Annotated in this window: 20 protein-coding genes, 3 tRNA genes and 3 pseudogenes; 9 read left to right on the top strand and 17 right to left on the bottom strand. The window is 72.9% G+C overall.

Annotated features, from left to right (window positions below; translation table 11 throughout):
- Positions 1–381: 381 nt before the first annotated feature.
- The 7 genes and pseudogenes from pcaDC to ACZ7P3_RS05895 all read right to left on the bottom strand — a co-directional run bounded on the left by pcaDC (position 382) and on the right by ACZ7P3_RS05895 (position 5,990).
- The gene (gene pcaDC / locus ACZ7P3_RS05925; protein ID WP_472079181.1) at positions 382–1,515 is read right to left on the bottom strand and encodes a bifunctional 3-oxoadipate enol-lactonase/4-carboxymuconolactone decarboxylase PcaDC; all 1,134 of its coding nucleotides are present in this window, start codon (positions 1,513–1,515) and stop codon (positions 382–384) included.
- Positions 1,512–2,852, bottom strand: a complete 1,341-nt coding sequence (gene pcaB / locus ACZ7P3_RS05920; RefSeq protein WP_472079180.1) for a 3-carboxy-cis,cis-muconate cycloisomerase — start codon at positions 2,850–2,852, stop codon at positions 1,512–1,514. The genes pcaDC and pcaB overlap by 4 nt, the downstream gene beginning before the upstream one ends.
- Positions 2,849–3,451, bottom strand: a complete 603-nt coding sequence (pcaG, locus tag ACZ7P3_RS05915; RefSeq protein ID WP_472079179.1) for a protocatechuate 3,4-dioxygenase subunit alpha — start codon at positions 3,449–3,451, stop codon at positions 2,849–2,851. The genes pcaB and pcaG overlap by 4 nt, the downstream gene beginning before the upstream one ends.
- Positions 3,452–3,459: 8 nt before the next feature.
- Positions 3,460–4,233: a protocatechuate 3,4-dioxygenase subunit beta gene (gene pcaH / locus ACZ7P3_RS05910; RefSeq protein ID WP_472079178.1), complete on the bottom strand. Its 774-nt coding sequence runs from the start codon at positions 4,231–4,233 to the stop codon at positions 3,460–3,462.
- Between the two features lie 19 nt (positions 4,234–4,252).
- Positions 4,253–4,432: pseudogene (locus ACZ7P3_RS05905) on the bottom strand (3-oxoadipyl-CoA thiolase); the annotation flags it as partial.
- A gap of 158 nt (positions 4,433–4,590) precedes the next feature.
- Entirely contained in the window at positions 4,591–5,235 is a 645-nt protein-coding gene (locus tag ACZ7P3_RS05900; protein ID WP_472079177.1) for a CoA transferase subunit B, read from the bottom strand.
- Positions 5,235–5,990, bottom strand: a complete 756-nt coding sequence (locus ACZ7P3_RS05895) for a CoA transferase subunit A (RefSeq protein ID WP_472079176.1) — start codon at positions 5,988–5,990, stop codon at positions 5,235–5,237. Before ACZ7P3_RS05895 ends, ACZ7P3_RS05900 begins: the two co-directional genes overlap by 1 nt.
- Positions 5,991–6,172: 182 nt before the next feature.
- Here ACZ7P3_RS05895 and ACZ7P3_RS05890 point away from each other — a divergent pair, with 182 nt between their 5' ends.
- Positions 6,173–6,640, top strand: coding sequence for a MarR family winged helix-turn-helix transcriptional regulator (locus tag ACZ7P3_RS05890; protein WP_472079175.1), 468 nt, complete (start codon positions 6,173–6,175; stop codon positions 6,638–6,640).
- A gap of 154 nt (positions 6,641–6,794) precedes the next feature.
- Here ACZ7P3_RS05890 and ACZ7P3_RS05885 read toward each other — a convergent pair whose 3' ends face one another.
- Complete coding sequence (locus tag ACZ7P3_RS05885) at positions 6,795–7,829, bottom strand: DUF3048 domain-containing protein (protein WP_472079174.1); 1,035 nt, start codon at positions 7,827–7,829, stop codon at positions 6,795–6,797.
- Between the two features lie 108 nt (positions 7,830–7,937).
- Positions 7,938–9,017 carry an ATP-dependent DNA ligase gene (locus ACZ7P3_RS05880; protein WP_472079173.1) on the bottom strand — a complete coding sequence of 360 codons (1,080 nt, stop codon included), beginning with the start codon at positions 9,015–9,017 and terminating at the stop codon, positions 7,938–7,940.
- Between the two features lie 74 nt (positions 9,018–9,091).
- Between ACZ7P3_RS05880 and ligD the strand changes: the two genes are divergently transcribed.
- Together ligD and ACZ7P3_RS05870 are read left to right on the top strand one after the other, a co-directional pair.
- Positions 9,092–10,111 (top strand): non-homologous end-joining DNA ligase, encoded by a 1,020-nt coding sequence (ligD, locus tag ACZ7P3_RS05875; protein ID WP_472079172.1) that lies wholly within the window; start codon positions 9,092–9,094, stop codon positions 10,109–10,111.
- 140 nt (positions 10,112–10,251) lie between these two features.
- On the top strand, positions 10,252–11,370 hold the full coding sequence (locus ACZ7P3_RS05870; RefSeq protein ID WP_472079171.1) for a LacI family DNA-binding transcriptional regulator: 1,119 nt from the start codon (positions 10,252–10,254) through the stop codon (positions 11,368–11,370).
- Between the two features lie 141 nt (positions 11,371–11,511).
- Here ACZ7P3_RS05870 and ACZ7P3_RS05865 read toward each other — a convergent pair whose 3' ends face one another.
- The gene (locus ACZ7P3_RS05865; protein ID WP_472079170.1) at positions 11,512–12,303 is read right to left on the bottom strand and encodes a VOC family protein; all 792 of its coding nucleotides are present in this window, start codon (positions 12,301–12,303) and stop codon (positions 11,512–11,514) included.
- Positions 12,304–12,602: 299 nt separating this feature from the next.
- Between ACZ7P3_RS05865 and ACZ7P3_RS05860 the strand changes: the two genes are divergently transcribed.
- The 5 genes from ACZ7P3_RS05860 to ACZ7P3_RS05840 all read left to right on the top strand — a co-directional run bounded on the left by ACZ7P3_RS05860 (position 12,603) and on the right by ACZ7P3_RS05840 (position 15,371).
- Positions 12,603–12,848: a WhiB family transcriptional regulator gene (locus ACZ7P3_RS05860; protein WP_472079169.1), complete on the top strand. Its 246-nt coding sequence runs from the start codon at positions 12,603–12,605 to the stop codon at positions 12,846–12,848.
- Between the two features lie 89 nt (positions 12,849–12,937).
- Positions 12,938–13,008: transfer RNA gene (locus ACZ7P3_RS05855), tRNA-Ala, on the top strand.
- A gap of 12 nt (positions 13,009–13,020) precedes the next feature.
- Positions 13,021–13,092, top strand: a tRNA-Glu gene (locus ACZ7P3_RS05850).
- A 37-nt stretch (positions 13,093–13,129) separates the two neighbouring features.
- Positions 13,130–14,608 (top strand): SDR family oxidoreductase, encoded by a 1,479-nt coding sequence (locus ACZ7P3_RS05845; RefSeq protein WP_472079168.1) that lies wholly within the window; start codon positions 13,130–13,132, stop codon positions 14,606–14,608.
- Between the two features lie 687 nt (positions 14,609–15,295).
- Positions 15,296–15,371: transfer RNA gene (locus ACZ7P3_RS05840), tRNA-Arg, on the top strand.
- 120 nt (positions 15,372–15,491) lie between these two features.
- On the opposite strand, the gene ACZ7P3_RS05835 is transcribed toward ACZ7P3_RS05840, so the two are convergent.
- From ACZ7P3_RS05835 to ssgD, 7 genes and pseudogenes are all read right to left on the bottom strand, one after another.
- The gene (locus ACZ7P3_RS05835; protein WP_472079167.1) at positions 15,492–16,331 is read right to left on the bottom strand and encodes a hypothetical protein; all 840 of its coding nucleotides are present in this window, start codon (positions 16,329–16,331) and stop codon (positions 15,492–15,494) included.
- Between the two features lie 323 nt (positions 16,332–16,654).
- On the bottom strand, positions 16,655–17,629 hold the full coding sequence (locus ACZ7P3_RS05830) for an acyl-ACP desaturase (protein WP_472079166.1): 975 nt from the start codon (positions 17,627–17,629) through the stop codon (positions 16,655–16,657).
- A gap of 272 nt (positions 17,630–17,901) precedes the next feature.
- A complete protein-coding gene (gene ddaH / locus ACZ7P3_RS05825) occupies positions 17,902–18,678 on the bottom strand; it encodes a dimethylargininase (RefSeq protein ID WP_472079165.1) in 777 nt (258 codons plus the stop codon).
- Between the two features lie 97 nt (positions 18,679–18,775).
- Positions 18,776–19,171: pseudogene (locus ACZ7P3_RS05820) on the bottom strand (ATP-binding cassette domain-containing protein); the annotation flags it as partial.
- A pseudogene (locus tag ACZ7P3_RS05815) lies at positions 19,165–19,353 on the bottom strand (hypothetical protein); the annotation flags it as partial. The pseudogenes ACZ7P3_RS05820 and ACZ7P3_RS05815, both read right to left, overlap by 7 nt.
- A gap of 9 nt (positions 19,354–19,362) precedes the next feature.
- Positions 19,363–20,988: an ABC-F family ATP-binding cassette domain-containing protein gene (locus tag ACZ7P3_RS05810; protein WP_472079164.1), complete on the bottom strand. Its 1,626-nt coding sequence runs from the start codon at positions 20,986–20,988 to the stop codon at positions 19,363–19,365.
- Between the two features lie 616 nt (positions 20,989–21,604).
- Entirely contained in the window at positions 21,605–22,021 is a 417-nt protein-coding gene (gene ssgD, locus ACZ7P3_RS05805) for a spore wall synthesis regulator SsgD (RefSeq protein ID WP_472079163.1), read from the bottom strand.
- A gap of 187 nt (positions 22,022–22,208) precedes the next feature.
- Between ssgD and ACZ7P3_RS05800 the strand changes: the two genes are divergently transcribed.
- Entirely contained in the window at positions 22,209–23,312 is a 1,104-nt protein-coding gene (locus ACZ7P3_RS05800; RefSeq protein ID WP_472079162.1) for a WD40/YVTN/BNR-like repeat-containing protein, read from the top strand.
- The last annotated feature ends 57 nt before the right edge of the window (positions 23,313–23,369 follow it).

Raw genomic sequence — 23,369 nt, 5'->3', positions numbered from 1 at the left:
TGCGGCCCCTCGGCGGACCTGCATACGGCCTTCGACGGACTGCATGCGGCCCACGGTGGGTCTGTGTGTGGCTCAGGGTGGACCGGTTTGCGGTCCTCAGTGGGTCTGTGTGTGGCTCAGGATGGACCGGTATGCGGTACACGGTGGGTCGGTGTGCGGCCCACGGTGGACCGGTTTGCGGCCCTCGGTGGGTCGGTGTGCGGCCCAGGGTGGACGGCCGGCGGTGGACTGTGGTGCGGGTGCCCACGGTGGACGGTGAGCGGCCCACGGCGGGTCGCGCACCGTCCGGAGCAGCCGACCGAGCCCCTCTCCTGAGCCACCGGCGCCGGCCACCCGGCGCCCCCTCGCCCACCCGGCGCCCCCTCGGTGGCCCGACCGTCCTCACTGCGACTCCTGTGGCCCCTCCTCCTCGGCGAGCACCCGCTGGGCCGTCGCGAACGCAGAGTTGGCCGCGGGCACCCCGCAGTACACGGCGGTCTGCAGCAGCACCGCCCCGATCTCGTCCGGCGTCAGCCCGTTGCGCCGCGCCGCCCGGACGTGCATGGCCAGCTCGTCGTAGTGGCCGTGCGCGACCAGCGCGGTCAGCGTGATCATGCTGCGCTCGCGGCGCGAGAGGGTCGGGTCGGTCCAGATCTCCCCCCAGGCACAGCGCGAGACGAAGTCCTGGAACCGTGCGGTGAACGCGGTCTGCCGCGCCTGTGCCCGGTCGACGTGCGCATCACCCAGCACCTCACGGCGCACCGCCATCCCGCTCGCCGGGGCCCCGTTCAGCTGGGTGAGCAGGGCGGTCAGGACGGCCTGCGGGCACTGCGCGGGCGCCAGGTGGGAGGCCCCGGGCAGCTCCACGAGCGCGGCTCGGGGCACGGCGTCCGCGATCCGCCGCAGATGAGCGGGCGGTGTCGCGGGGTCCTGCCGGCCCGCCACGAGCAGGGTGGGTACGGCGATGTCGGCGAGCCGGTCGCGGACGTCGAAGGCGGCCAGCGCGTCGCAGCAGGCGGCGTACGCCTCCGGGTCGGCCTCCCGGTGGTCCCGGACCAGCCGGGGCACGGTGAAACCCGGCGTGAACCAGCGTGCGTCAGCGCTCTGCGCCAGCCACTCCATGCCCTCCCGGCGCACCCGCGCGGCGCGCTCCCGCCAGGGCGCGCTGCCACCGAAATCGGCCGACGAGCAGATCACCGCGAGGGAGGTGAGCCGCTCGGGGTGGTGCAGGGCCAGGTGCAGGCCGACCGCGCCGCCCAGGGACACGCCGGCATGGGCGAACCGTTCGATGCCGAGCGCGTCGGCGAGTTCCAGCACCAGTGCGGCGAGGTCGCCGACGGTCGCCCCCGGCCCGATCAGGTCCGCCGGCGAGCCGCCGTGCCCCGGCAGGTCCCAGCGCACCACCCGGTGGGTGACCGACAGTTCGGGCGCGACCGCGTCCCACAGGGCGTGGGAGGTGCCGAGCGAGGGCCCGAGCAGCAGCGCGGGAGCGGAAGCCGGTCCTTCTTCCACATGGTTGAGGAGTTTCACGGTCAACGTCGCTCCAGGGCACGGTCGGTGAGGGCACCGGCGGCGCCGGTGCAGCGGGCCGGATCGGCGAGCTCGTCCAGATCGACCTCCCGCAACTCCTCCACCTCGGTGAGGAGTTCACGCAGCGGGCGGTTCTCTTCGTGGACGCGGCGGGCCAGCTCGGTCAGCAGTTCCTTCGCCCGGGCACGGCCGAGCACGGGGGCGAGCGCAGCGGACAGCCGTTCGGAGACGATCAGGCCCCGGGTCGCGTCGAGGTTCCGTCGCATCGCGGCGGGGTGCACGCGCAGCCCCTCGGCCAGCTCGGCCGCGTGGGCCGCCGCCCCGCCCACCAGCCGGAGCAGGTCGCGCAGCGGGTCCCACTCGGCGTGCCAGGCGCCGGCCGGGCGTTCGTCCTCGGCCGCGAGGGAGCCGTACAGCGTGGCCGCGAGCTGCGGGGCGCGCCGGGCGGCGGACGCGAGGAGCGTGGACCGCACCGGGTTCGCCTTGTGCGGCATGGCCGACGAACCGCCGCCGTCGCCCTCGGCCAGCTCGCCGATCTCGGTGCGCGTGAGGACCAGCACGTCCACGGCGAGCTTGCCCAGCGCCCCCGCCGTGAAGGCCAGGCAGCCGGCCAGGTCGGCGACGGGCGTGCGGAGCGTGTGCCAGGGCAACACCGGTGCGACGAGGCCGACTTCACGGGCGTAGGCCTCGGTCAGCGCGGCCGTGTCCTCGGCGCCGTACGCCTGGAAGGCCGCCAGGGTACCGGCCGCGCCGCCGAGCTGGACGGGGAGCGAGTCCCGTACCCGGGTGAGGCGGTCGCGCGCGTCCAGGACCAGTGCACGCCAGCCGGCCGCCTTCAGCCCGAACGTCGTCGGCACGGCGTGCTGGGTGAGCGTCCGCCCGGGCATCGGCGTGTCCCGGTGCGCGGCGGCGAGCCCGGCCAGTGCCCGCTCGGTCCGGTCCAGGTCGGCGAGGATCAGCTTCAGGGTGCGCACGGCGACCAGCATCGTGGCCGTGTCCATGATGTCCTGGCTGGTCGCACCCCGGTGCACGTAGGGGCCGTACTCCTCGCCGACCGCCGCGGTCAGCGCGGCGACCAGCGGGATGACGGGATTGCCGCCCGCGGGCGTGCGGCCCGCCAGGTGGCGGATGCCGAACCCGGCCGGGACGGCCGCCTCGGTCACCGCCGCCGCGGCCTCGGCCGGGGCGAGCCCCAGCGCGGCCTGCGTCCGGGTCAGCGCGGCCTCGGCGTCGAGCATCGCCCGCAGATACGCATGGTCGCTGGTCTCGGACGCGGCGCCGGACTGTGCCCACTCGGGGGCGAGCAGGCCGGTGTCGGCGTACGGAGGAGACGTAAATGTCACTGGAACTCCAGGAAGACCGTCTCGCCTTCGCCCTGAAGGCGGATGTCGAAACGGTAGGTGCCGTTGCCCTCGTCGCCGGCGATCAGCGTGTCGCGCCGCTCGCCCACCCGGGTGAGCAGCGGGTCGGCGGCGAGTGCCGTTTCGTCGCCCGGCAGGTAGATCCGGGTGAACAGGTGCATGAGCAGGCCCCGGGCGAAGACGCACGTGCTCAGGTACGGGGCGTTTCGCCCGCGTGCGCCGGGCCGCAGGGTCCGCGCGTACCAGTGTCCGTCGGCGTCGGTCTGTATGCGGCCCCAGCCGGTGAACTCCACGCCGCTGCGGCCCAGATGGCCGCCGGTCGCCTGGTCCCGCCGGATCGACCCGTCCGCCCGGGGGACGGTGCCGTCGGGGGCGGGGCCCCACAGTTCCACCAGTGCGTCCGGCAGGGGCCCGCCCTCGCCGTCGAGGACGCGGCCGTGCACGGTGATGGTGTCGGGGTGCCCCAGCGGCGCGATCTCCTCACCGCCGCGGAACGGCAGCGCGTACCCGTAGAAGGGGCCGACCGTGTGGGACGGGGTGGGCAGCGGGCTCTGCGGACTGCCGGTGTCGGTCCTTGTCATCGCTCGGGTCAGCGTCCTTCCTCGATCCAGGTGGCGGCAGGGCCGTCCAGCACGATGTCCCAGCGGTAGCCGAGGGAGAACTCCGGCACCGACAGGCCGTGGTCGTAGGTGGCGACCAGCCGCTGCCGTGCCGCGTCGTCCGTCACGGACTGCAGGATCGGGTCGTAGGGGAAGAGCGGGTCGTTCGGGAAGTACATCTGCGTCACCAGACGCTGGGTGAACGCCTCGCCGAAGACCGAGAAGTGGATGTGCGCCGGGCGCCACGCGCCCACGTGGTTGCGCCAGGGGTAGGGGCCCGGCTGGACGGTGGTGAAGTGGTAGCGGCCCTCGGCGTCCGTGAGGGTGCGGCCGAGGCCGGTGAAGTTCGGGTCCAGCGGGGCGTCGTGCTGTTCGCGCAGGTGCGCGTAGCGGCCGGCCGAGTTGGCCTGCCAGATCTCGATCAGCTGACCACGGACCGGGCGCCCGGCGCGGTCCAGGAGCCGCCCGGACACGGTGATCCGCTCGCCGATGGGCTGCCCGGTGTGCTGCCGGGTGAGGTCGTTGTCGGTCTCGGTGATGTCGCGCTCCCCGAAGGCGGGGGAGCGCAGTTCCACCAGTTCGGGGTCCTCGGTGGTGTCGATGGCGACCAGGGGCCTGTGGGGGTGGCGGAGCACGGAGGAGCGGTAGGGGGCGTAGCCGCGGCGGGGGTGGTGCTCGACGGGCGCGCCGTCGGCCGTCCGCTTCTCGTACGCGGCGTGCTCGGCCGCGATCTCCCGGTCGATGTCCTGCTGGGTGAGAGCCATGGAGATACCTGACGCTTCCTTAACGTTCGAGGACGGGGGCGAGGCCCTGGCCCACGCCGATGCAGGGGGCGGCCACACCGGTGCCGCGGCCGCGGCGGGCGAGTCGGTGGGCGACGGTGCCCGCGACCCGGGCGCCGGAGGCGCCGGGCGGACGGCCGAGCGCTCTCGCCCCGCCCCGCGGGTCGAGGACTGCCGGGTCGCCTGTGCGCCGCGGCACCCGAACGGGGACCGACTCGGCGTCGGACAGGCCCGGTTCCCGCGCGGCGGCCGCCTTGCGGTGGTCCGGCCGTACCGAGGCCGGTGCGCCGTTGTGACGGCCGGTCGGGGCGCGCACGGCGTCGACGAGGCGGACGGGATTCACCGTACGTTCTCCCCGATGGTCATTTCGGCGTCGGTCCTGGTGACGACGTCCTCGACGGTCACACCCGGCGCGGTCTCCGTCAGAACGAGCCCCGCAGCCGTGATGTCGAGCACCGCCAGATCCGTGACGACCCGGTTCACACACGCCTTGCCGGTGAGCGGCAGCGTGCACTGCTCCAGGATTTTCGGCGAGCCGTCCTTGGCCGTGTGCGTCATCACGACGACGACCGAACGGGCGCCGTGCACCAGGTCCATCGCGCCGCCGATCCCGGTGACCAGTTTGCCCGGGACGGCCCAGTTGGCCAGGTCGCCGCCCGCGGACACCTGCATCGCCCCGAGCACGGCCACGTCGATGTGGCCGCCCCGGATCATCGCGAAGCTCAGCGCCGAGTCGAAGAAGGAGGCGCCAGGCAGGACCGTCACGGTCTCCTTGCCGGCGTTGATCAGGTCCGGGTCGACCTCGTCCTCGGTGGGGTACGGGCCCGTACCGAGGATGCCGTTCTCCGACTCCAGGACCACCTCGACGCCCGGCGGCAGGTGGTTCGGGAGCAGCGTCGGCAGCCCGATGCCGAGGTTGACGTACTGGCCGTCCTTCAGCTCGCGGGCCGCGCGGGCCGCCATCTCCTCGCGTGTCCAGGCCATCAGGGCCTCACCGTCCGCTGCTCGATCTTCTTGTCCGCCGCCTGCTCGGGGGTCAGTGCCACCACCCGCTGCACGAAGACACCGGGCACATGCACCGCGTCCGGGTCGATCCCGCCCGGTTCGACCAGCTGCTCCACCTCGGCGATCGTCACCCGTCCCGCCATGGCGGCCAGCGGGTTGAAGTTGCGGGAGGACCTGCTGAAGACGAGGTTGCCGTGCCGGTCGCCCCTGGCGGCGCGGACCAGGGCGAAGTCCGTGCGGATCCCCCGCTCCAGGACGTACTCCGCACCGTCGAACTCCCGCACCTCCTTGGGCGGCGAGGCGAGCGCGACGCCGCCCCGGCCGTCGTAGCGCCACGGCAGTCCGCCCTCGGCGACCTGGGTGCCCACGCCCGCCGGGGTGTAGAAGGCGGGGATGCCGGCGCCGCCCGCGCGCAGCCGCTCGGCCAGCGTGCCCTGCGGGATCAGCTCCACCTCCAGCTCGCCGGACAGGTACTGGCGGGCGAACTCCTTGTTGGCGCCGATGTAGGAACCGGTCACCCTGGCGATCCGCCCGGCGGCCAGCAGCACCGCGAGGCCGGACTCCATCGCTCCGCAGTTGTTCGAGACCACGCCCAGACCGGCCGTCCCTCGCTCGTACAGCGCCTGGATCAGAACGTTCGGCACACCGCTCAGCCCGAAGCCGCCGACCGCGAGGGACGCGCCGTCCGGCACATCGGCCACCGCCTCCGGGGCCGTGGCGACCACCTTGTCCATCCGTGCAGCCCCATCTCTGTCATTAATCAGCGCACTGAGTATTTCCAGCGAAGTGTTTCTCACGCTGCCACCGGACCTCTGGACCGTCAAGACCTCCTGGTACATGGGATCCGGTCGGCAGACAGGCCGGCAGCCGGGTGGGTATCGTTCAGTGCACCAACGAATCGAGCAGGGGAGTGCACATGGCCGCGGTGGACCTCGCCACCCATCCCGGGCACCTGGCCCGGCGGCTTCAGCAGGCGCACTACCTGCTGTGGAACACCATGGTCTCGGAGGAGATCACCTCGCCGCAGTTCGCGGTCCTCAACGCGCTCGTCGCCGAGCCGGGCCTCGACCAGCGGACCGTGGGGGAGCGGGTGGGCCTGGACCGGTCGACGATCGCCGAGGTCATCAGCCGGCTCGGCCGCCGCGGGCTGCTGCACAAGGTGCGCGACCCGCAGGACGGCCGCCGCTTCCTGCTCCGCCTCACCGACGACGGGCTGCGCACCCACCGCAGGCTGGCCGTGCGCACGGCCCGGATGAACCAGGTCTTCCTCGCCCCGCTCTCCGCCGAGGAGCAGGCCGTCTTCTTCGACCTGATCCGCCGGGTCTCGGACGCGGCCGAGGGCCTGCGCAACCCGGCGGAGCCGCCGGCCGCGCAGCAGGGCTGAGCCGCCCACCGCTCAGCGTGGCTGGGGGCTGTACCCCGGCAGCCCGGGAGGGCCGACGCGCGGGGCGGTCCCCTGTGCTGCGGGGCGGTCCCCTGTACTGCGGAGGTCGGGAGGGCCGGCGCGCGGGCGGTCCCCAGGGCCGAACCGCAGCCGGTCAGGAGGGGGCCGCGGCGAACACCACCCACACCTGGCCCTCGGCGAAGTTCATCCGGCCGCCGTCCGCCGTTGTGAACGCCGTACCGTCGGTCGCGGACGGCCGGGACCAGGCGGCGTCGAAGGACCGTCCGTCCCGCAGCACCTCGGCCTTCCCCGAGCCGACCGTCTCGGTGTAGGGCGAGTTGCTGCCGAGCACGTCGTGGTACGCGGAGGAACGGATCTTCACGTACTGCACGACGACCGTCGCGGGCGCGGGCCGCCCGCCCTCGGCCGTCACCGTGGGCGTGCCGTCCATCGCCACGAGCCAGCCGCCGCGCCGTGCGGACCAGGTGAAAGTGAAGCGCGCCGCCGGATAGCGCACGCTCCGGGAGGCCGCGGGCGTGCCGCCGGAGGGCGCCGGGCCGTACTGGAAACCGGTGGTCAGCGCGGCCCGGCCCGGGGCGGTGGACAGCAGCCGGGCGGGGTGCAGATAGAGGTTGTGCGGCGCGGCCCTGCCGGGTGCGCGGTAGTAGGCGTCGGCGGCCTCGTCGGGCGACTCGGCGCGCACGGGCGCCCGGTGGATCAGCGGCAGCAGCCTGCGCTGGGCCCCCGAGAACGCCAGGGTCGGCTCGTCGAACTGGCGCAGCAGCTCCAGGTCGGACTCGCGGGCGCTGCGCACCGGCCCGACCGCCTTCGGGAGCTTGCTGGCGTACACCGCCAGCAGACGGCTCAGGCCGCCCTCGACCTGCTCCGCATACACGATGTCCGCCGCGCCGAGTCCCGTCTGCGGGCGGGCCGCGGTCACATTGTCGATCTTCACGGCGAGCGGCGAGCCGGCCGCGGCCGTGGGGCCCGCCGAGCTGGTCGGTGCCGGGCTGGTACGGCGCGGGGCGCGGGCGTCGTCCGGCGGGCGGTGCCGTGTGCAGCCCGCCGTCAGGGAGGCCGTCAGCAGGGTGGCGACCAACGCCGCCGTCAGTACGGTGCCTCGTGTGCGTGCCCTGTGCCCCTTGCCCACCACTGCCACCCCGTTCGTATCTGTCGATTGTGTGCTCATCGGGTCACCGCAGGCCATACCCGGTCAGTACCGGTCGTGCGCGTTCAATGGGCCGAACGGGCTCACCGTGTGATCCCGACGAAGGCACCCCTGCCGCGAAGGGCCCGACTAGGAAGCGCCCTCCCCGGTTCCCAGGATTTCCGCGTGGTCGTAGCGCACCGGTTCCTCCAGCTGGGCGTAGGTGCAGCTGTCCGGGGTACGGTCCGGACGCCAGCGGCGGAAGCGCGCCGTGTGCCGGAACCGGGCGCCGTTCTCCATGTGGTCGTAGGCCACCTCCGCGACCCGCTCCGGCCTGAGCGGCACCCACGACAGGTCCTTCTTGCCGGACCAGCGGCTCGGCGCCCCGGGCAGCCGGGCCGTCTCATGGGCCGCCTCCTCCGCCCAGGCCGCCCACGGATGACCGGTCACGTCGCCCATGCGCAGCGGCTCCAGCTCCCCGACCAGCTCGGCGCGCCGCTTCATGGGGAAGGCGGCCGACACGCCCACGTGCTGGAGGGCGCCCCGCTCGTCGTACAGGCCCAGCAGCAGCGAGCCCACCACCGGGCCGCTCTTGTGCAGCCGGTAGCCCGCCACGACGACGTCCGCCGTCCGCTCGTGCTTGATCTTGAACATGGCCCGCTCGTCCTGCAGGTACCGCAGGGTGAGCGGCTTGGCCACGACCCCGTCCAGGCCGGCACCCTCGTACTGCTCGAACCACCGGTGCGCCACCTCCGTGTCCGTGGTGGCCGGCGCCAGATGGACCGGGGCGCTCACCCCGGCCAGCGCACGGTCCAGCAGGGCCCTACGGTCGGTCAGCGGCACGTCGAGCAGCGATTCGTCGTCCAGCGCCAGCAGATCGAAGGCGACGAACGACGCCGGCGTCCTCTCGGCCAGCATCCGGACCCGTGAGTCCGCCGGATGGATCCGCTCGGTCAGCGCGTCGAAGTCCAGCCGCCCCTCCCGTGCGATCACGATCTCCCCGTCCAGCACGCACCGCCCGGGCAGCCGCTCCTTGAGTGCCGCCACCAGCTCCGGAAAGTACCTGGTCAGCGGCTTCCCGGTGCGACTGCCCAGCTCGACCTCGGCACCGTCGCGGAACACGATCGCCCGGAACCCGTCCCACTTCGCCTCGTAGTGCATGCCCGGCGGGATCTTCGCCACCGACTTGGCGAGCATCGGCTTCACAGGCGGCATCACCGGCAGATCCATGCCTCCGATTCTGCTCGCATACATCCCTGGATGCCCGGTATGCGTGGTGTGTCCGTCACGCCTACCGTGGCCGCATGGGCGAAGCGGTGGAACTGGACGTGGCCGGCCGGACCGTACGGCTGTCCAGCCCGAGCAAGGTCTTCTTCCCGGAGCGCGGATTCACCAAGCTGGACCTCGCCCGGTACTACGCCCGCGTCGGCCCCGGCATCCTGCGCGCCCTGCGCGACCGCCCGACCACACTCCAGCGGTATCCGGACGGCGTCGACGGCGAGTGGTTCTATCAGAAGCGCGCCCCCAAGGGCATGCCCGACTGGATCCCCACGGCCCACATCACCTTCCCCAGCGGCCGCAGCGCGGACGAGATGTGCCCCACCGAGGAGGCCGCCGTGGTGTGGGCCGCCCAGTACGGCACGCTCACCTTCCATCCCTGGCCGGTCCGCCGCGCCCATGTCGACCACCCCGACGAACTCCGCATCGACCTCGACCCGCAGCCCGGCACCGACTACGAGGACGCCGTGCGCGCCGCCCACGAACTGCGCGCCGTCCTCCACGAGTTCGGCGGCCTGCGCGGCTGGCCCAAGACCTCCGGCGGCCGTGGCCTGCATGTCTTCGTGCCCATCGAACCGCGCTGGACCTTCACCCAGGTGCGGCGCGCCGCGATCGCGGTCGGCCGGGAGATGGAACGCCGGATGCCCGACCAGGTGACCATCAAGTGGTGGAAGGAGGAGCGCGGCGAGCGCATCTTCGTCGACTACAACCAGACCGCCCGCGACCGCACCATCGCCTCCGCCTACTCCGTACGACCCCGCCCGCACGCCCCCGTCTCCGCGCCCCTGCGCTGGGAGGAGATCGGCGAGGCCCACCCCCGCGACTTCGACCTCGCCACCATGCCGGCCCGCTTCGCCGAACTCGGTGACGTGCACGCCGACATGGACGACCACGCCTTCTCCCTGGACGCCCTCCTGGAACTGGCCCGCCGCGACGAACACGACCACGGCCTCGGCGATCTGCCGTACCCGCCGGAGTACCCGAAGATGCCGGGCGAACCCAAGCGGGTCCAGCCGAGCCGGGCGCGGCGGGAGGAGACGTCCTGACGGTCCTGCCTCGCACATGGCCCCTGGAACCGTCGTTGACGTGCCGAGAGGGGGAGCAGACCGGCTCCTCGCCTTCCGGCCCTACGACCGGACCGCACCGCGGCTATCCTGATCGCCAGCCGCCGATGAGGAGTCCAGAAGTGACCGAGGCAGTGTCGCGTCCCACGCTGGAGGCCGTGGCCGCGCGGGCCGGTGTGTCCCGGGCCACCGTGTCCCGGGTGGTCAACGGCGGGGACGGTGTCAGGGAGCCCCTCGCCGCACGGGTCCGGCAGGCGGTCGAGGAACTCGGCTACGTACCCAACCAGGCGGCGCGCAGTCTGGTCACCAAGCGGCACGACGCCGTCGCGGTCGTCATCGCCGAGCCCGAGGTCCGGGTCTTCGCCGACCCCTTCTTCGCGCTGCAACTGCGGGGTATCAGCAAGGAGCTGACGGCCCACGACAACCAGCTCGTGCTGCTGCTGACCGAGGGACGCGCCGACCACGCACGGGTGGCCCGCTACCTCGCCGGGGGCCATGTCGACGGCGCGCTCGTCTTCTCCCTGCACCTCGACGACCCGCTGCCCGGCCTGATCCGGAACGCGGGCGTGCCCACGGTGTTCGGCGGCCGGCCCGACTGGAGCGACGGCACCCCCGGCCCGGTCTACGTGGACAGCGACAACCGCGGTGGCGCCCGCGCGGCCGTACGCCATCTCGTCGGCCTCGGCCGGACCCGGATCGCGCACATCACCGGCGCGCTGGACCAGACCTCGGCGGTGGACCGGCTCGACGGCTACCGGGACGTCGTGGGCGACGGCGACCCGCGGCTCGTCGTGGAGAGCGACTTCACCGCGGGCGGCGGCGAACGCGCCATGCGAGAACTCCTGGAGCGCTGCCCGGACGTCGACGCGGTGTTCGCCGCCAATGACCTCACCGCGCTCGGTGCCCTGCGCGTGCTCCGTGAGAGCGGACGGCGCGTGCCCGAGGACGTGGCCGTGATCGGGTTCGACGACGTGCTGCCCGTCGCGGAACAGGCAGAGCCGCCCCTCACCACGGTCCGTCAGGACATCCAGGAGATGGGCCGCCTGATGGCCCGCCTCCTGCTGAGCGGCCCGGCCGCCCGACCCGGCCGGGCCGACGAGAACCTGGTGGACGCGGTGGGTGCGGGGGCTGCGGTGGACGGGGGCGGTGCGGTGGACGTGCGGCAGGCGCGGGATGCGGTGGACTCGGGAGCGTCCGGCGTGATCCTGCCGACCACGCTGATACGCCGCGAGTCCGCCTAGGCCAGGCCGCGAGTCCGCTAGGCCGCACGTCCGCCCAGGCTGCATGTCCGACTGCGCCGCACCTCCGCCCAGGCCGCACGGCCGACTGCGCCGCAGGTCCGCCGGCCTCGCGTCCACCCGGACGGCAAGTCGGCCTGGACCTCAGCCCTGCGGCGGCTCGCTCTTGATCACCGCGAAGCGGGCGCCGTACGGGTCGGCGAGCTTGGCCATACGGCCGACACCCTCCAGGGTCGTCGCCGGCATGCGGACCGTGCCGCCCAGCTGCTGTGCCTTCCCGACGACGGCGTCCGTGTCCTCGACCTCGAAATAGGGCAGCCAGTAGGCGCCCGCCTCCGCCTCCGTCGGGTCGTCGGCCAGCGGGACCACCCCGCCGAACATCGCGTCCTCCCCGGCGTCGCCCGGGTTGACGCAGGTGTATGTGCCGCCCGGGAACGGCACGCCCGAGGTCTCCAGCCCGAGGACCTTGTGGTAGAACGCGGCGGCCGCGGCGATGTCCGGCGTGTACAGCTCGACCCAGCACAGCGCGCCCGGTTCGTTCGCCGCGTCCACGCCCTTGGTCTGTCCGGGCTGCCAGATCCCGAACGGCACACCCGCCTGGTCGGCCAGAACCGCCATGTGCCCCTGGCCCATCACGTCCATGGGCTGGAACAGCACGCTGCCGTGCGCCTGTTCGGCGGCCTTGGCGGTGGCCTGCGCGTCCGCGCTCTGGAAGTACACCGTCCAGGCCGGCGGACCCTGCTCCGGTCCGGTCTGCATACCGCCGGCGACGGTCCTGCCGTCCAGCTGGAAGAAGCCGTAGCCGCCGGCGTCCGGCCCCGCCGACCGGAACCGCCAGCCGAACAGACCGCCGTAGAAGGCCTGGGCGCCGTCGATGTCAGGGGTGCCGACGTCGAGCCAGTTGGGAGCGCCGTCGACGAAACGGGTGGTGAGCATCTTCGCCCTCCTTGGAAGCGGGCCTGTGAGAGGGGTCCTGTCCGCTGCACTGCAGAGTCTTGCACCGCCCACTGACAATCGCTGCCGGAGCACCACCGCGCGCCGGGCCGATACGCCCCGTCGCCCCGGGCCGCCCCCCAGGGCCTTCGCAGGACTCTCCGGGTTTTCGTACCGATCCCGCGCGCCGCCGTGCGGTGGCGCGTTCCGGGGGAGCATGATCGGGGCGGCCCAGGGGCCCCGGCTGCGTCGTTGACCCGGCGTTGATCGAACGTTTTTCGCCGCACGGCACGATCCTGACCATGCACATCGAAACGATCACCCCGGCCGACACCGCTTGGCAGGCTCAGGCCCTGTGCGCGCAGACCGGGGCGGATTTCTTCTTTCCCGAGCCCGGCAGCTCGGTGCGCGAGGCGAAGCGCATCTGCGGCATGTGCGAGATGCGCTCCGCGTGCCTCGACTACGCGCTCGACAACGACGAACGCTTCGGCGTCTGGGGCGGCCTGTCCGAGAAGGAGCGGCTCGCCCTGCGGCGCGCGTCCTCCTGATTCCCCGGCCGGCGGGAGGCGCGCGTGTCCGGCCGCCGGAAAACCGTGTCCGACGGTATCCGCCGGGCGGTTAGGATCCGGGGGCGCGTCCGGACGTAGCGCAGAGGCAGGCGCACCGCATGGCATGCGGGACACACCGGTTCGAATCCGGTCGTCCGGACGCGCGTCTGCCGGTCCCGTAGAGCAGAGGCAGACTCGCCGCCTTCTCAGGGCGGTCACGCCGGTTCGAATCCGGTCGGGACCACAGCGGTACGACGGACACGGCGGGTGGGGCGGGACGGATGGACGAGGCGACCGGTACGACGGTCACGGACGGGGCGGTCAGTGGTGCTCCGGTGACCTTGGGGGCGGTCGGCGAGGCTCCGGTCACCGTGGGGGCGGCGGTCGGCGAGTCGTCGGTCCCTGACGGGGCGGTCGACGAGGCTCCGGTCACCGAGGCGGCGGTCGACGAGGCCGAGCTGGCGGTCTTCCACCGGACGGTGGGCAGGCTGCGGGCGCTGCCCGTCGACGACCCGGTGCGGCTGAGGGCCGAACAGGTGGCCGCGTCCTTCGCCCGGGACGGACGGCTCAGGCGCCGCAAGGCACGGGACGCACACGCCTCGGCGGCCGACGCCGCGGCGATGGCCGCGACCGCCACCGGCGCCCTCGACCGCCGCGAGGACGCGCCGTTGACCGGGCCGGGAGCCATCGGAGTCTTCCACAGGCCGCGTACCTGTTACGTCTGCAAGGCGGCCTATCGACGAGTCGACTCCTTCTACCATCTGCTCTGCCCCCGCTGCGCGGCCGACAACACCGCCCGCCGTGCCCTGAGCACCGACCTGACCGGCCGCCGTGTGCTGCTCACCGGCGGCAGGGTGAAGATCGGCTTCCAGCTGGCCCTGATGATGCTCCGCGACGGTGCGGAACTGCTGGTGACCTCGCGCTTCCCGCACGACACCGTGCGCCGCTTCCGGGCCGCGCCGGGCAGCGAAGGCTGGCTGGACCGGCTCACCGTCCTCGCCGTCGACCTGCGTGATCCGCGCCAGGTGCTCGGCCTGTGCGAGGACCTCGTACAGCGGGACCAGCCGTTGGACATCCTGGTCAACAACGCCGCCCAGACGGTCCGGCGACCGCCCGAGTCGTACGCGCTGCTCGCCGCGGGTGAACACGGCACGCTGCCCCCGGGCGCGCGGCAGGCGCCCGGGTTCTCCCCGGCCGGGACGCTGCCGGGCTCGGCCTGGGCCCTGCCCGTGATGCTGCGGGAGGCCGACGAGGCCGGGCTGCTGCCGGATCCGTCCCCGGAGAACTCCTGGTCGGCACGGCTCGGCGCGCTCGATCCGGCCGAGGTCCTGGAGACCCAGCTCGTCAACGCGCTCGCCCCGGCCCTGCTCTGCGACCGCCTGCTGCCGCTGTTGCTCGCCGCACCGCACCCGCGCCGCTACGTCGTCAACGTGACCGCGGTGGAGGGCCGTTTCGCCGTCCGCAACAAGACGGCGGGCCATCCCCACACCAACATGGCCAAGGCCGCACTGAACATGCTCACCCGCACGAGTGCCGCCGAACTCGCCGAGCAGGGTGTGCACATGTGCGCCGTCGACACCGGCTGGATCACCGACGAGAACCCGGCGCCGAAGAAGGCCCGGATGGCGGACGCGGGCTTCCGCACCCCGCTGGACGTGGTGGACGGCGCGGCCCGGGTCTACGACCCCATCGTGCGCGGCGAGGCCGGCGACCCGGTGTCCGGGGTGTTCCTGAAGGACTACCGGGAGGCGGAGTGGTGAGCGAGGAGGCGCGGAGTGGTGCGCGAGGAGGGAGAGCGGACGTCCGGGACCGCCGGCGTGCTCGCGGCCGTGACGCGTCCCCTGGCCACCCTCAGCACCCGCGTTCCCGCGCCGCCGTTCCCGCCGGGCGCGGCGGCGCAGCGCGCACCGTACGGCACCGCCGGACGAGCAGTGAGCGGGGGCGGGTCGGACCACCGGCCCGCGCCCGCTCAGTCGCGTCGCATCGTCGTGAAGACCTCTGTCCAGAACCGCTGGTGTTTCTCCGACGCGCCCACCAGACAGGTCGCCCGCAGTTTGGCCGGCAGCAGGTGCACCAGGCGGGCCACCGCCCCCCCCGGTGCTTCTTCAGCTGTGAAAGCTCTGCGTTGGCGAGGATCTGGTGGACGGTGTCGCTGTCGTCGCCGCCCTCGGTGGACTGCTCGGCGTCCCGGTGGAGGCGTCTCTCCCAGGCGTCGATGTCACGGGGCGACCACCGCCGGGTCCGCGGGGCGGTACCGCTCCACCGCCCGGCGGTCGGCGAGGTCCACCACCGGCGCGCGCGGCCGTCCCCGCTCTCCGTACGTCATGTGCCGGCCCCCCGTGCCGTGAGTCCCCCGTGCGGTGTTCCCCTGTGCGGTGATTCCCCCGTGCCTCCTTGGTACCAGTCCGCACTGACAACGGGCCAAGGCATTACGCTCGGCGGCAAGGGCGGGGTCGTAGCGCAGAGGCAGGCGCGTCGGTCTCCGGAACCGGAACACGCTGGTTCGAATCCAGCCGCCCCGCCCCCTTCCAGCCGCTCCGCCCCCTCGGCCTCTGCGACGGCCTCTCCGGCCGCTCCGCTCCCTCGTCCTCTGCGGCCGCCCGGCCCCCCGGCCGCTCAAGCCGCCCCGCTCCCTCGGCCGCCTCAGGCGATGGCGCCGGCGGTCGCGATCAGCTCCGGTGCCGTGCCGTGGAAGGTGTCGACGAGCTGGGCCAGCACCGCCCAGGCCTCCACGCGATCCCCCAAGTGGTCCCGCACGAGCGGGCGCAGGGCGTCCTCGGCCTCCTGAGCCCGTCCCGGGAACAGTACCTGCCCCAGGGACAGCACCTGGAGCACCTGTGCGGCGGAGCGGTGCGTCGTCGCGTAGTCGGCGGGGCCGCCGAGAATCCCGGCCTGTCGCACGCGGTGTGCGAACTTGGGATGCGAACCGAACTGAGCGCGCAGTGCCGGCGGGCAGTCGGGGCGCACGGACAGGGCCCAGCGGGCGTACCCGGGCAGCGGGCGTTCGGCGTCGGCAGCGGCCACGGTCGCCCAGTCGGCAGCCGTGAGGACCATCGACGCCGCCGCGCGGGCCGCGCCCATGGACTCGGCGGCACGCAGGGCGCCGACGAGCCCGAGGCGGACGTAACTCTCCGGTGTCCCGGGCTCCTCGCCGTGCAGGGTGGGGTGGACCGGGACGGGCTCGGTGCGCCCGGCGCCGAACGGCACGCCCCGGGCGATGGCCCGCCGCAGGCCGGCGCCGGTGTCGATGAACCGCCACACCACCGCGTTGAGTTCGGGGTCGTCCTCCTGCAGCACCCACAGCACCACCGAGGCGGGCAGCGCGTTCGCCCACTGCCATGCGCGGTACAGCCGCCGGCGGACCGCCTCGGGGTCCTCGGGCCCGGGCAATCCGGTGCGCTCCCGGATCCGCCCGGCGGTCTCGTCGTCGATCAGGCGCAGCAGAAAGCCCGTCGCCTGCTCGGCCCTGGTGTGATCACGCATGCGGGCATGATGCCGCAGGCCACCGACAGTCCGCACCGGTGATTCCGCACGCGCGCGCAGGGCATCGAAACGGATCGCGCGTACCGCTTCGAAACGGATCGTGCGCACGGCACCGAAACGGATCGCGCGCGTACCGCTTCGAAACGGATCGGCCGCGTCCATGGGTGAGCGGAGCGGCCGGGCCGGGCGGCGTTCAGGTCGGCGCACTCGTGGGTGATCGGAGCAGCCACACCCGTCGGCGAGCCGATCAGCCCTGCCCCTGCGTGAGCGGTGGGCCCGGCCGCCGGATCGGCTGCCGGGCCCACCGCTCACCCGGGCTCTGCTCAGGCCCCGGCCCGCGCCGCCATCCGCGCCTTGCGCGCCGCCAGCTTCTCGTCGAACTTCAGGGCCTCCGCGTCCAGGCCGCCCATGTACAGACCGAGTTCCTCCTGCGCCTGGCGGCCCTCCGGGCCGAGGCCGTCGATCTCCATGATCTTCAGGAAGCGCAGCACGGGCTGGAGGACGTCGTCGTGGTGGATGCGGAGGTTGTAGACCTCACCGATCGCCATCTGCGCCGCGGCGCGCTCGAAGCCGGGGATCCCGTGGCCGGGCATGCGGAAGTCGACCACGACGTCCCGGACCGCCTGCATGGTCAGGTCGGGCGCGAGCTCGAAGGCGGCCTTCAGGAGGTTGCGGTAGAAGACCATGTGCAGGTTCTCGTCGGTCGCGATGCGGGCCAGCATGCGGTCGCAGACCGGGTCGCCCGACTGGTGGCCCGTGTTGCGGTGCGAGATCCGCGTCGCCAGCTCCTGGAAGGCGACGTAGGCGACCGAGTGCAGCATCGAGTGCCGGTTGTCGGACTCGAAGCCCTCGCTCATGTGGGCCATCCGGAACTGCTCCAGTTTGTCCGGGTCCACCGCGCGCGAGGCGAGCAGGTAGTCGCGCATCACGATGCCGTGCCGGCCCTCCTCGGCCGTCCAGCGGTGCACCCAGGTGCCCCAGGCGCCGTCGCGGCCGAAGAGCGAGGCGATCTCGTGGTGGTAGCTGGGGAGGTTGTCCTCCGTCAGGAGGTTCACGACGAGGGCGATCCGGCCGATCTCCGTCACCTTGGACTGTTCCTTGTCCCAGGCCTCGCCGTCCTCGAACAGGCCGGGGAAGTTGCGGCCGTCGCTCCAGGGCACGTACTCGTGCGGCATCCAGTCCTTGGCGACCTTCAGATGCCGGTCCAGTTCGGTCTCGACCACTTCCTCCAGCGCGTACAGCAGCCGCGCGTCGGTCCACACGGACGGGCTGCCGAGGTGAGGGGAGGTGATCGTCACGGGAACTCCAGGGGGACGCCGAACAAAGGGGGAGAGACTGGGGTGGCCCGGCGAGCGGTGCCGGAAACCTACGAGATCGTAGGCTACGAAGCCGTAGGTTACGAAGCCGTAGGTTAAGTTCGCTGTAAAGACTGCTGATCAGCAGCGCCGCACCGGCTTTTGAGGGCATGCCAAACGGCCCCGGGACCCGCAGGTCCCGGGGCCGTCGGAGCGACGGGACCACCCGGTCAGGCGTACAGCTCCGGGGCGTTCGGAGCGACGCGGTCACCCGGTCAGGCGTACAGCTCCCGCAGCCGCACCGAGAGGCAGGTCACACAGCCTTCGAGCTTCTCGAACTCGCTGATGTCCACCGTGACCACCTCGTGGCCGAGACCGGTCAGCAGCTCCGCCGTCTTCGGGGCGCTCGCCGCCATGAGCAGCCTGTGGCCGCCGAGCAGCACCACGTGTGCACCGGACTCCTCCGGCACCGACAGGAAGCCCGGGAACAGTGACGGCCGGTCCACCTTCGGGATGTGTCCGACGACCGTGCCGTCCGGCAGTGCGGTGACCGCCGACTTCAGGTGCAGCACCTTGCTCACGGGTACGGGTACCACGCGTGCGCCGAGCGGCTCGAAGGCGGCCCGCAGCTGCTGCACGCCGGCCACGTTGGTGCGCCCGCCCCGGCCCACGTAGACGGTGTCGCCGACCTTCAGGACGTCACCGCCGTCCAGGGTGCCAGGCTCCCATATCCAGTTCACCGAGCAGCCGAGCCGCGCCACCGCCTCCTCGACGCCCGCGGTCTCCGCCCGCCGTGACTCCGCACCGGGCCGGGTGATCAGCGCGACGTTCTTGTACATCACGACGGTGTCCTCGACGAACACCGAGTCCGGGCAGTCGTCCTCCGGGTCGACCTCGATCGTCTCCCAGCCGTGCGTGCCGAGGGCCTCGACGTACGCCTCCCACTGCCGGGCGGCGAGCTCCACGTCGACCTTCTCCCGCTCGACGTGCGTCACCAGACCCTCGGCGAGGCGGGGGCTGGGACGGCGGACGAGCGCCTTCTTGCTGGGCACGAGGGACCTTTCGAATCGGCGGTGCGCGGCGGCACCCGGGACACGGTGCCGCCGCGCCATCATGCAGGGCCGCCCGGCCCGCACGAAACCCCGGGTGTCAGGCCGTGGCCCTCCTGAGGTGCTCCGCCGTGACCGACCCGGGGGCCGCGAGCAGCTGCCGCGGGGTCCCCTGGAAGATCACCTCACCGCCGTCCCGGCCGCCCCCGGGGCCGAGGTCGATGATCCGGTCGGCGCGCCGGACCACGTCCAGGTTGTGCTCCACGACCCCCACCGTGTTGCCGGCGTCCACCATCCGGTCCATCAGGGCGAGCAGTCCGTCCACGTCCGCCATGTGCAGTCCGGTCGTCGGCTCGTCCAGGACGAACACGGTGCCCGTCCGGTGCAGTCGGGCGGCCAGCCGGATCCGCTGCCGTTCGCCCCCGGAGAGGGTGGACAGCGGCCGGCCGAGCGAGAGGTGGGTGAGGCCGACGTCGCACAGGGCGCGTAGCGGACGAACGAGGTGAACGTCTCGTTCAGCTGACGCTGCGACTCGACCGCGAGGGTGTCGAAGACCAGCGACGACTTCCCCGATCCCGAAACGCCGGTGAACACGGTCAGCCGGCCTTTCGGGATCCGCAGGTCGATGTTCTTGAGGTTGTTCTCCCGGGCTCCGGTGATGGTGATGAAATCGGGCATACCCCGAAGCTAGGCGGGATACCCGACATCCCCTGGCGTGATTTCCTTCAGTTCTCCCTCCTCCATCAGCAGCCATCGCGTGATCCCGATCGACTCCAGGAACGGCAGGTCGTGGCTGGCCACGAGCAGCGCGCCCTCGTACGACTCCAGGGCCGAGGTCAGCTGCCGGACGCTCGCCATGTCGAGGTTGTTGGTCGGCTCGTCGAGCAGGAGCAGCTGGGGTGCGGGCTCGGCGAGCATCAGCGCGGCCAGGGCCGCGCGGAAACGCTCGCCGCCCGAGAGCGTGCCGGCCCGCTGGTCGGCCCGCGCGCCCCGGAACAGGAAGCGGGCCAGGCGCGCCCGGATCCGGTTGTTGGTGGCGCCCGGCGCGAACCGGGCCACGTTCGCGGCGACCGTCAGCTCGTCGTCCAGCACGTCCAGGCGCTGCGGCAGGAACCGCAGTGGGACGTGCGCCGTCGCTTCGCCCGCCACCGCCGCCAGCTCCCCGGCGACGGTCCGCAGCAGCGTCGTCTTGCCGGCGCCGTTGCGGCCGACGAGCGCGATCCGCTCCGGGCCGCGCAGATCGAGGATCCCCTCGGCGCGGGACCCGTGGGCCAGCTCCAGGTTCTCCAGGGTGAGCACCTGGCGGCCCGGCGGGACGGCGGTGTACGGCAGATCGACGCGGATCTCGTCGTCGTCCCGTACGGCCTCCACCGCCTCGTCCAGCCGCTCCCTGGCCTCGGTGAGCTTCTCCTCGTGCATGATGCGGTGCTTGCCCGCGGACTCCTGGGCGGCGCGTTTGCGCGCGCCCATGACGATCTTCGGCTCGCGTTTGCTGTCCCACATCTTCTGGCCGTACCGCTTGCGGCGGCTCAGCTTGACCTGGGCGTCGGCGAGTTCGCGCTGCTGCTTGCGCACGTCCGCCTCGGCCACGCGCACCATCCGCTCGGCCGCCTCCTGTTCCACGCTCAGGGCCTCCTCGTAGGCGGAGAAGTTGCCGCCGTACCAGGTGATCTCCCCGGAGCGCAGATCCGCGATCTGATCGACCAGGTCCAGCAGTTCACGGTCGTGGCTGACGACCACGAGCACGCCCGGCCAGGCGGCGACGGCCGCGTACAGCCGCCGGCGCGCGAACAGGTCCAGATTGTTGGTGGGCTCGTCCAGGAGCAGGACGTCCGGGCGGCGCAGCAGCAGCGCCGCCAGGCGCAACAGCACGGACTCGCCGCCGGACACCTCGCCGACGGTGCGGTCCAGGCCGAGGTGGCCGAGACCGAGTTCGCCGAGGGTGACGAGGGCCCGCTCCTCGACGTCCCAGTCGTCGCCGAGCGTCTCGAAGTGCTCCTCGGCGGCGTCGCCCGCCTCGATGGCGTGCAGGGCGGCCCGCCGGGCGGCGATGCCGAGGACCTCGTCGACGCGGAGCGCGGTGTCGAGCGTGACGTTCTGCGGCAGGTGGCCGACCTCGCCGGTCACCTTGACGGTGCCTTCGGCCGCGGTGAGTTCGCCGGCGAGCAGCTTCAACAGGGTTGACTTCCCGGATCCGTTGACACCGACGAGTCCGGTCCGGCCGGGGCCGAAGGCGGTGTCGAGGCCGTCGAAGACAGGGGTGCCGTCGGGCCAGGCGAAGGACAGGGAAGTGCAGGTCAGGGAAGTAGACATAAGGGCCTCGCGGTTGCTGGGTGCGGTCTGGGGGCGCATGTCGAGACACCGCGAGGCAGAAACCGAAAGACCTGGAGCACAGAAAAAGGCCTGTGCCGGAGGACGGCTCGGACGCCAAGGTCGTACGCCACGCACACCTCACCGGTGTGAAACGCGGTGTCTCAAGACCTCAGACGAGCAACGTCCTTCTCCAATCGACGGCAACAGAACCTTCTACACCGTACGAGGAGGCTGGGAACGCTGTCAACGCGATTAAATGCGCCTGCTCCCGGCGGCGTTCTCGGCGGCGTTCTTGGCGGGATTCCCGGCGGCCCGTGATCCCGTCGGATCCCGGCCGGCCTCCGCCCTGCCGACCACTGTCCGGCCCGCCCGCACATGACGCTGCAGCACCTGTCCCTGGAGCCCGCCCACGCCGTGGGGGCGGCCTCCGGCGCGCCGTCGGTCGTCGAGCGGGGCGCGACCGCGGGGGAGTAGGGGAGGGGCGGCGGGCGCGACTACGGGGCGCTGACCGGCACGACCGCGAGGAGCCGACGGGCACTCCAGGAGGAGCCGGATGCGGGGAGCCGACGGGCACTCCGCGAGGAGCCGGATGCGCCGCTCACCCGCGGGCACTGCCTCAGCAGGCGTCCCGCATCAGCTCGGCCAGGCCGTGGTCGAGGTCCAGCTGGAGGTGCTCGAGGCCGACCGGCACCAGGTCGCCGGTCGCCTCCAGGAACCGCCGGATCTCGCCGGACCGCACATGCACGATCGCGGTGCCCTCGGGCGCGTGGAACTCCAGAACGGTGCGGTCGTAGCCGTAGGGCCGCACCCGGACGTCCCCGAAGCCCTCCGGGGCCTGCAGCCCGGCCGCGAGGAGTTCGCGGGAGAAGGTCCAGCAGACCTCGACGCCTTCCAGGGTGGCCGGGGCCGGGAACGTCATACGGACGGCGAACGGGTCGTTCCGGTCGTAGCACAGCGTGGCGGGAATGTTAGGCATGCGCGGCGCGGCGGCGACGAGGCGGGCCTCTACGGGCTGCTCGATGACAGTGGACAAGGCCTTGCTCCCTCGTGACGGCTGGACGTACTTCCGGGCGTGTCAGGCCTGGCACTGGAAGAGACGACGGAATCGGCCGATGCGTGCACACCGGGAACGAGTGACCTCGGTCACCGTGTCCATGCGCGACTTTCGGCCAAAGAGATCCTCTGGACGGCGGCGGGCCGGTGGGCTAGCTTCGCCGGCCATGAGGCGCTTGGGGAGCACGCGACGCAGGGGACGGACGGGCCGGCTGGCGGCGGCGGGGGTGGCGTGCGGGGCGGCGCTGGCCGCGCTGACGGTCCCGGCCGCCGAGGCGCGGCCGCTCGGGCACGGGACCGTGCACTGGGCCGAGAAGGACAGCGGCACCCCGCAGGTGCGCTACCGCGGCCTGGCCGCCGTCGACCGCCACACCGCCTGGCTGGCCGGTACGGCCGGCACCGTCCTGCGGACGACCGACGGCGGGACGAGCTGGCGGAACGTCTCGCCACCCGGCGCGGCCGACCTGGAGTTCCGGGACGTCGAGGCGTTCGACGCACGGCACGCGGTGGTCCTGGCCATCGGCGAGGGCGAGGCCTCGCGTGTCTACCGCACCGACGACGGCGGGCTGACCTGGACCGAGTCCTTCCGCAACACCGACCCGAAGGCCTTCTACGACTGCCTCGCCTTCTTCGACCGCCGTCACGGCATCGCCATGAGCGACCCCGTGGACGGCAGGTTCCGCATCCTGTCCACCGGGGACGGCGGCCGCTCCTGGCGGGTGATGCCGGCCGCCGGCATGCCGGCCGCGCTGGACGGCGAGGCGGGCTTCGCCGCGAGCGGCCAGTGCCTGGTCACCTCGGGCCGCAAGGACGTCTGGCTGGCCACCGGCGGCGGCGCCCACGCGCGCGTGCTGCACTCCGCCGACCGCGGACTGAACTGGACGGCCGCCGACACGCCCGTCCCGGCGGGCGACGCGGCCAAGGGCGTCTTCGCGCTCGCCTTCCGCGACCGCACCCACGGTCTCGCGGTCGGCGGCGACTACCGCCCCGACCAGTCCTCGCCGCAGGCCGCCGCGGTCACCCCGGACGGCGGCCGCACCTGGCGCCCGGCCGCCACCCCGCCGCCGGCCTACCGCTCAGGCGCCGCCTGGCTCCCGCACAGCAGCAGTGCCGCGCTCGCCGTCGGTCCCACCGGCACCGACCTGACCACCGACGGCGGCCGCAGCTGGCGGACCATCGACGCCGGTTCGTACGACACGGTGGACTGCACGCCCGACCTGAGCTGCTGGGCGGCCGGGGAGAAGGGACGGGTGGCCCGCCTGGAACGCTGACGTACGGGGCCGGATCGCGGGTACTCGTTCCCTGCCTCACCGGACCGAGGAGAGGAG

Source organism: Streptomyces sp. NPDC107581 (genome assembly GCF_055657175.1).
Note: the sequence above shows the minus strand (reverse complement) of the source record. Positions and strands in the feature narration are given on the sequence as shown.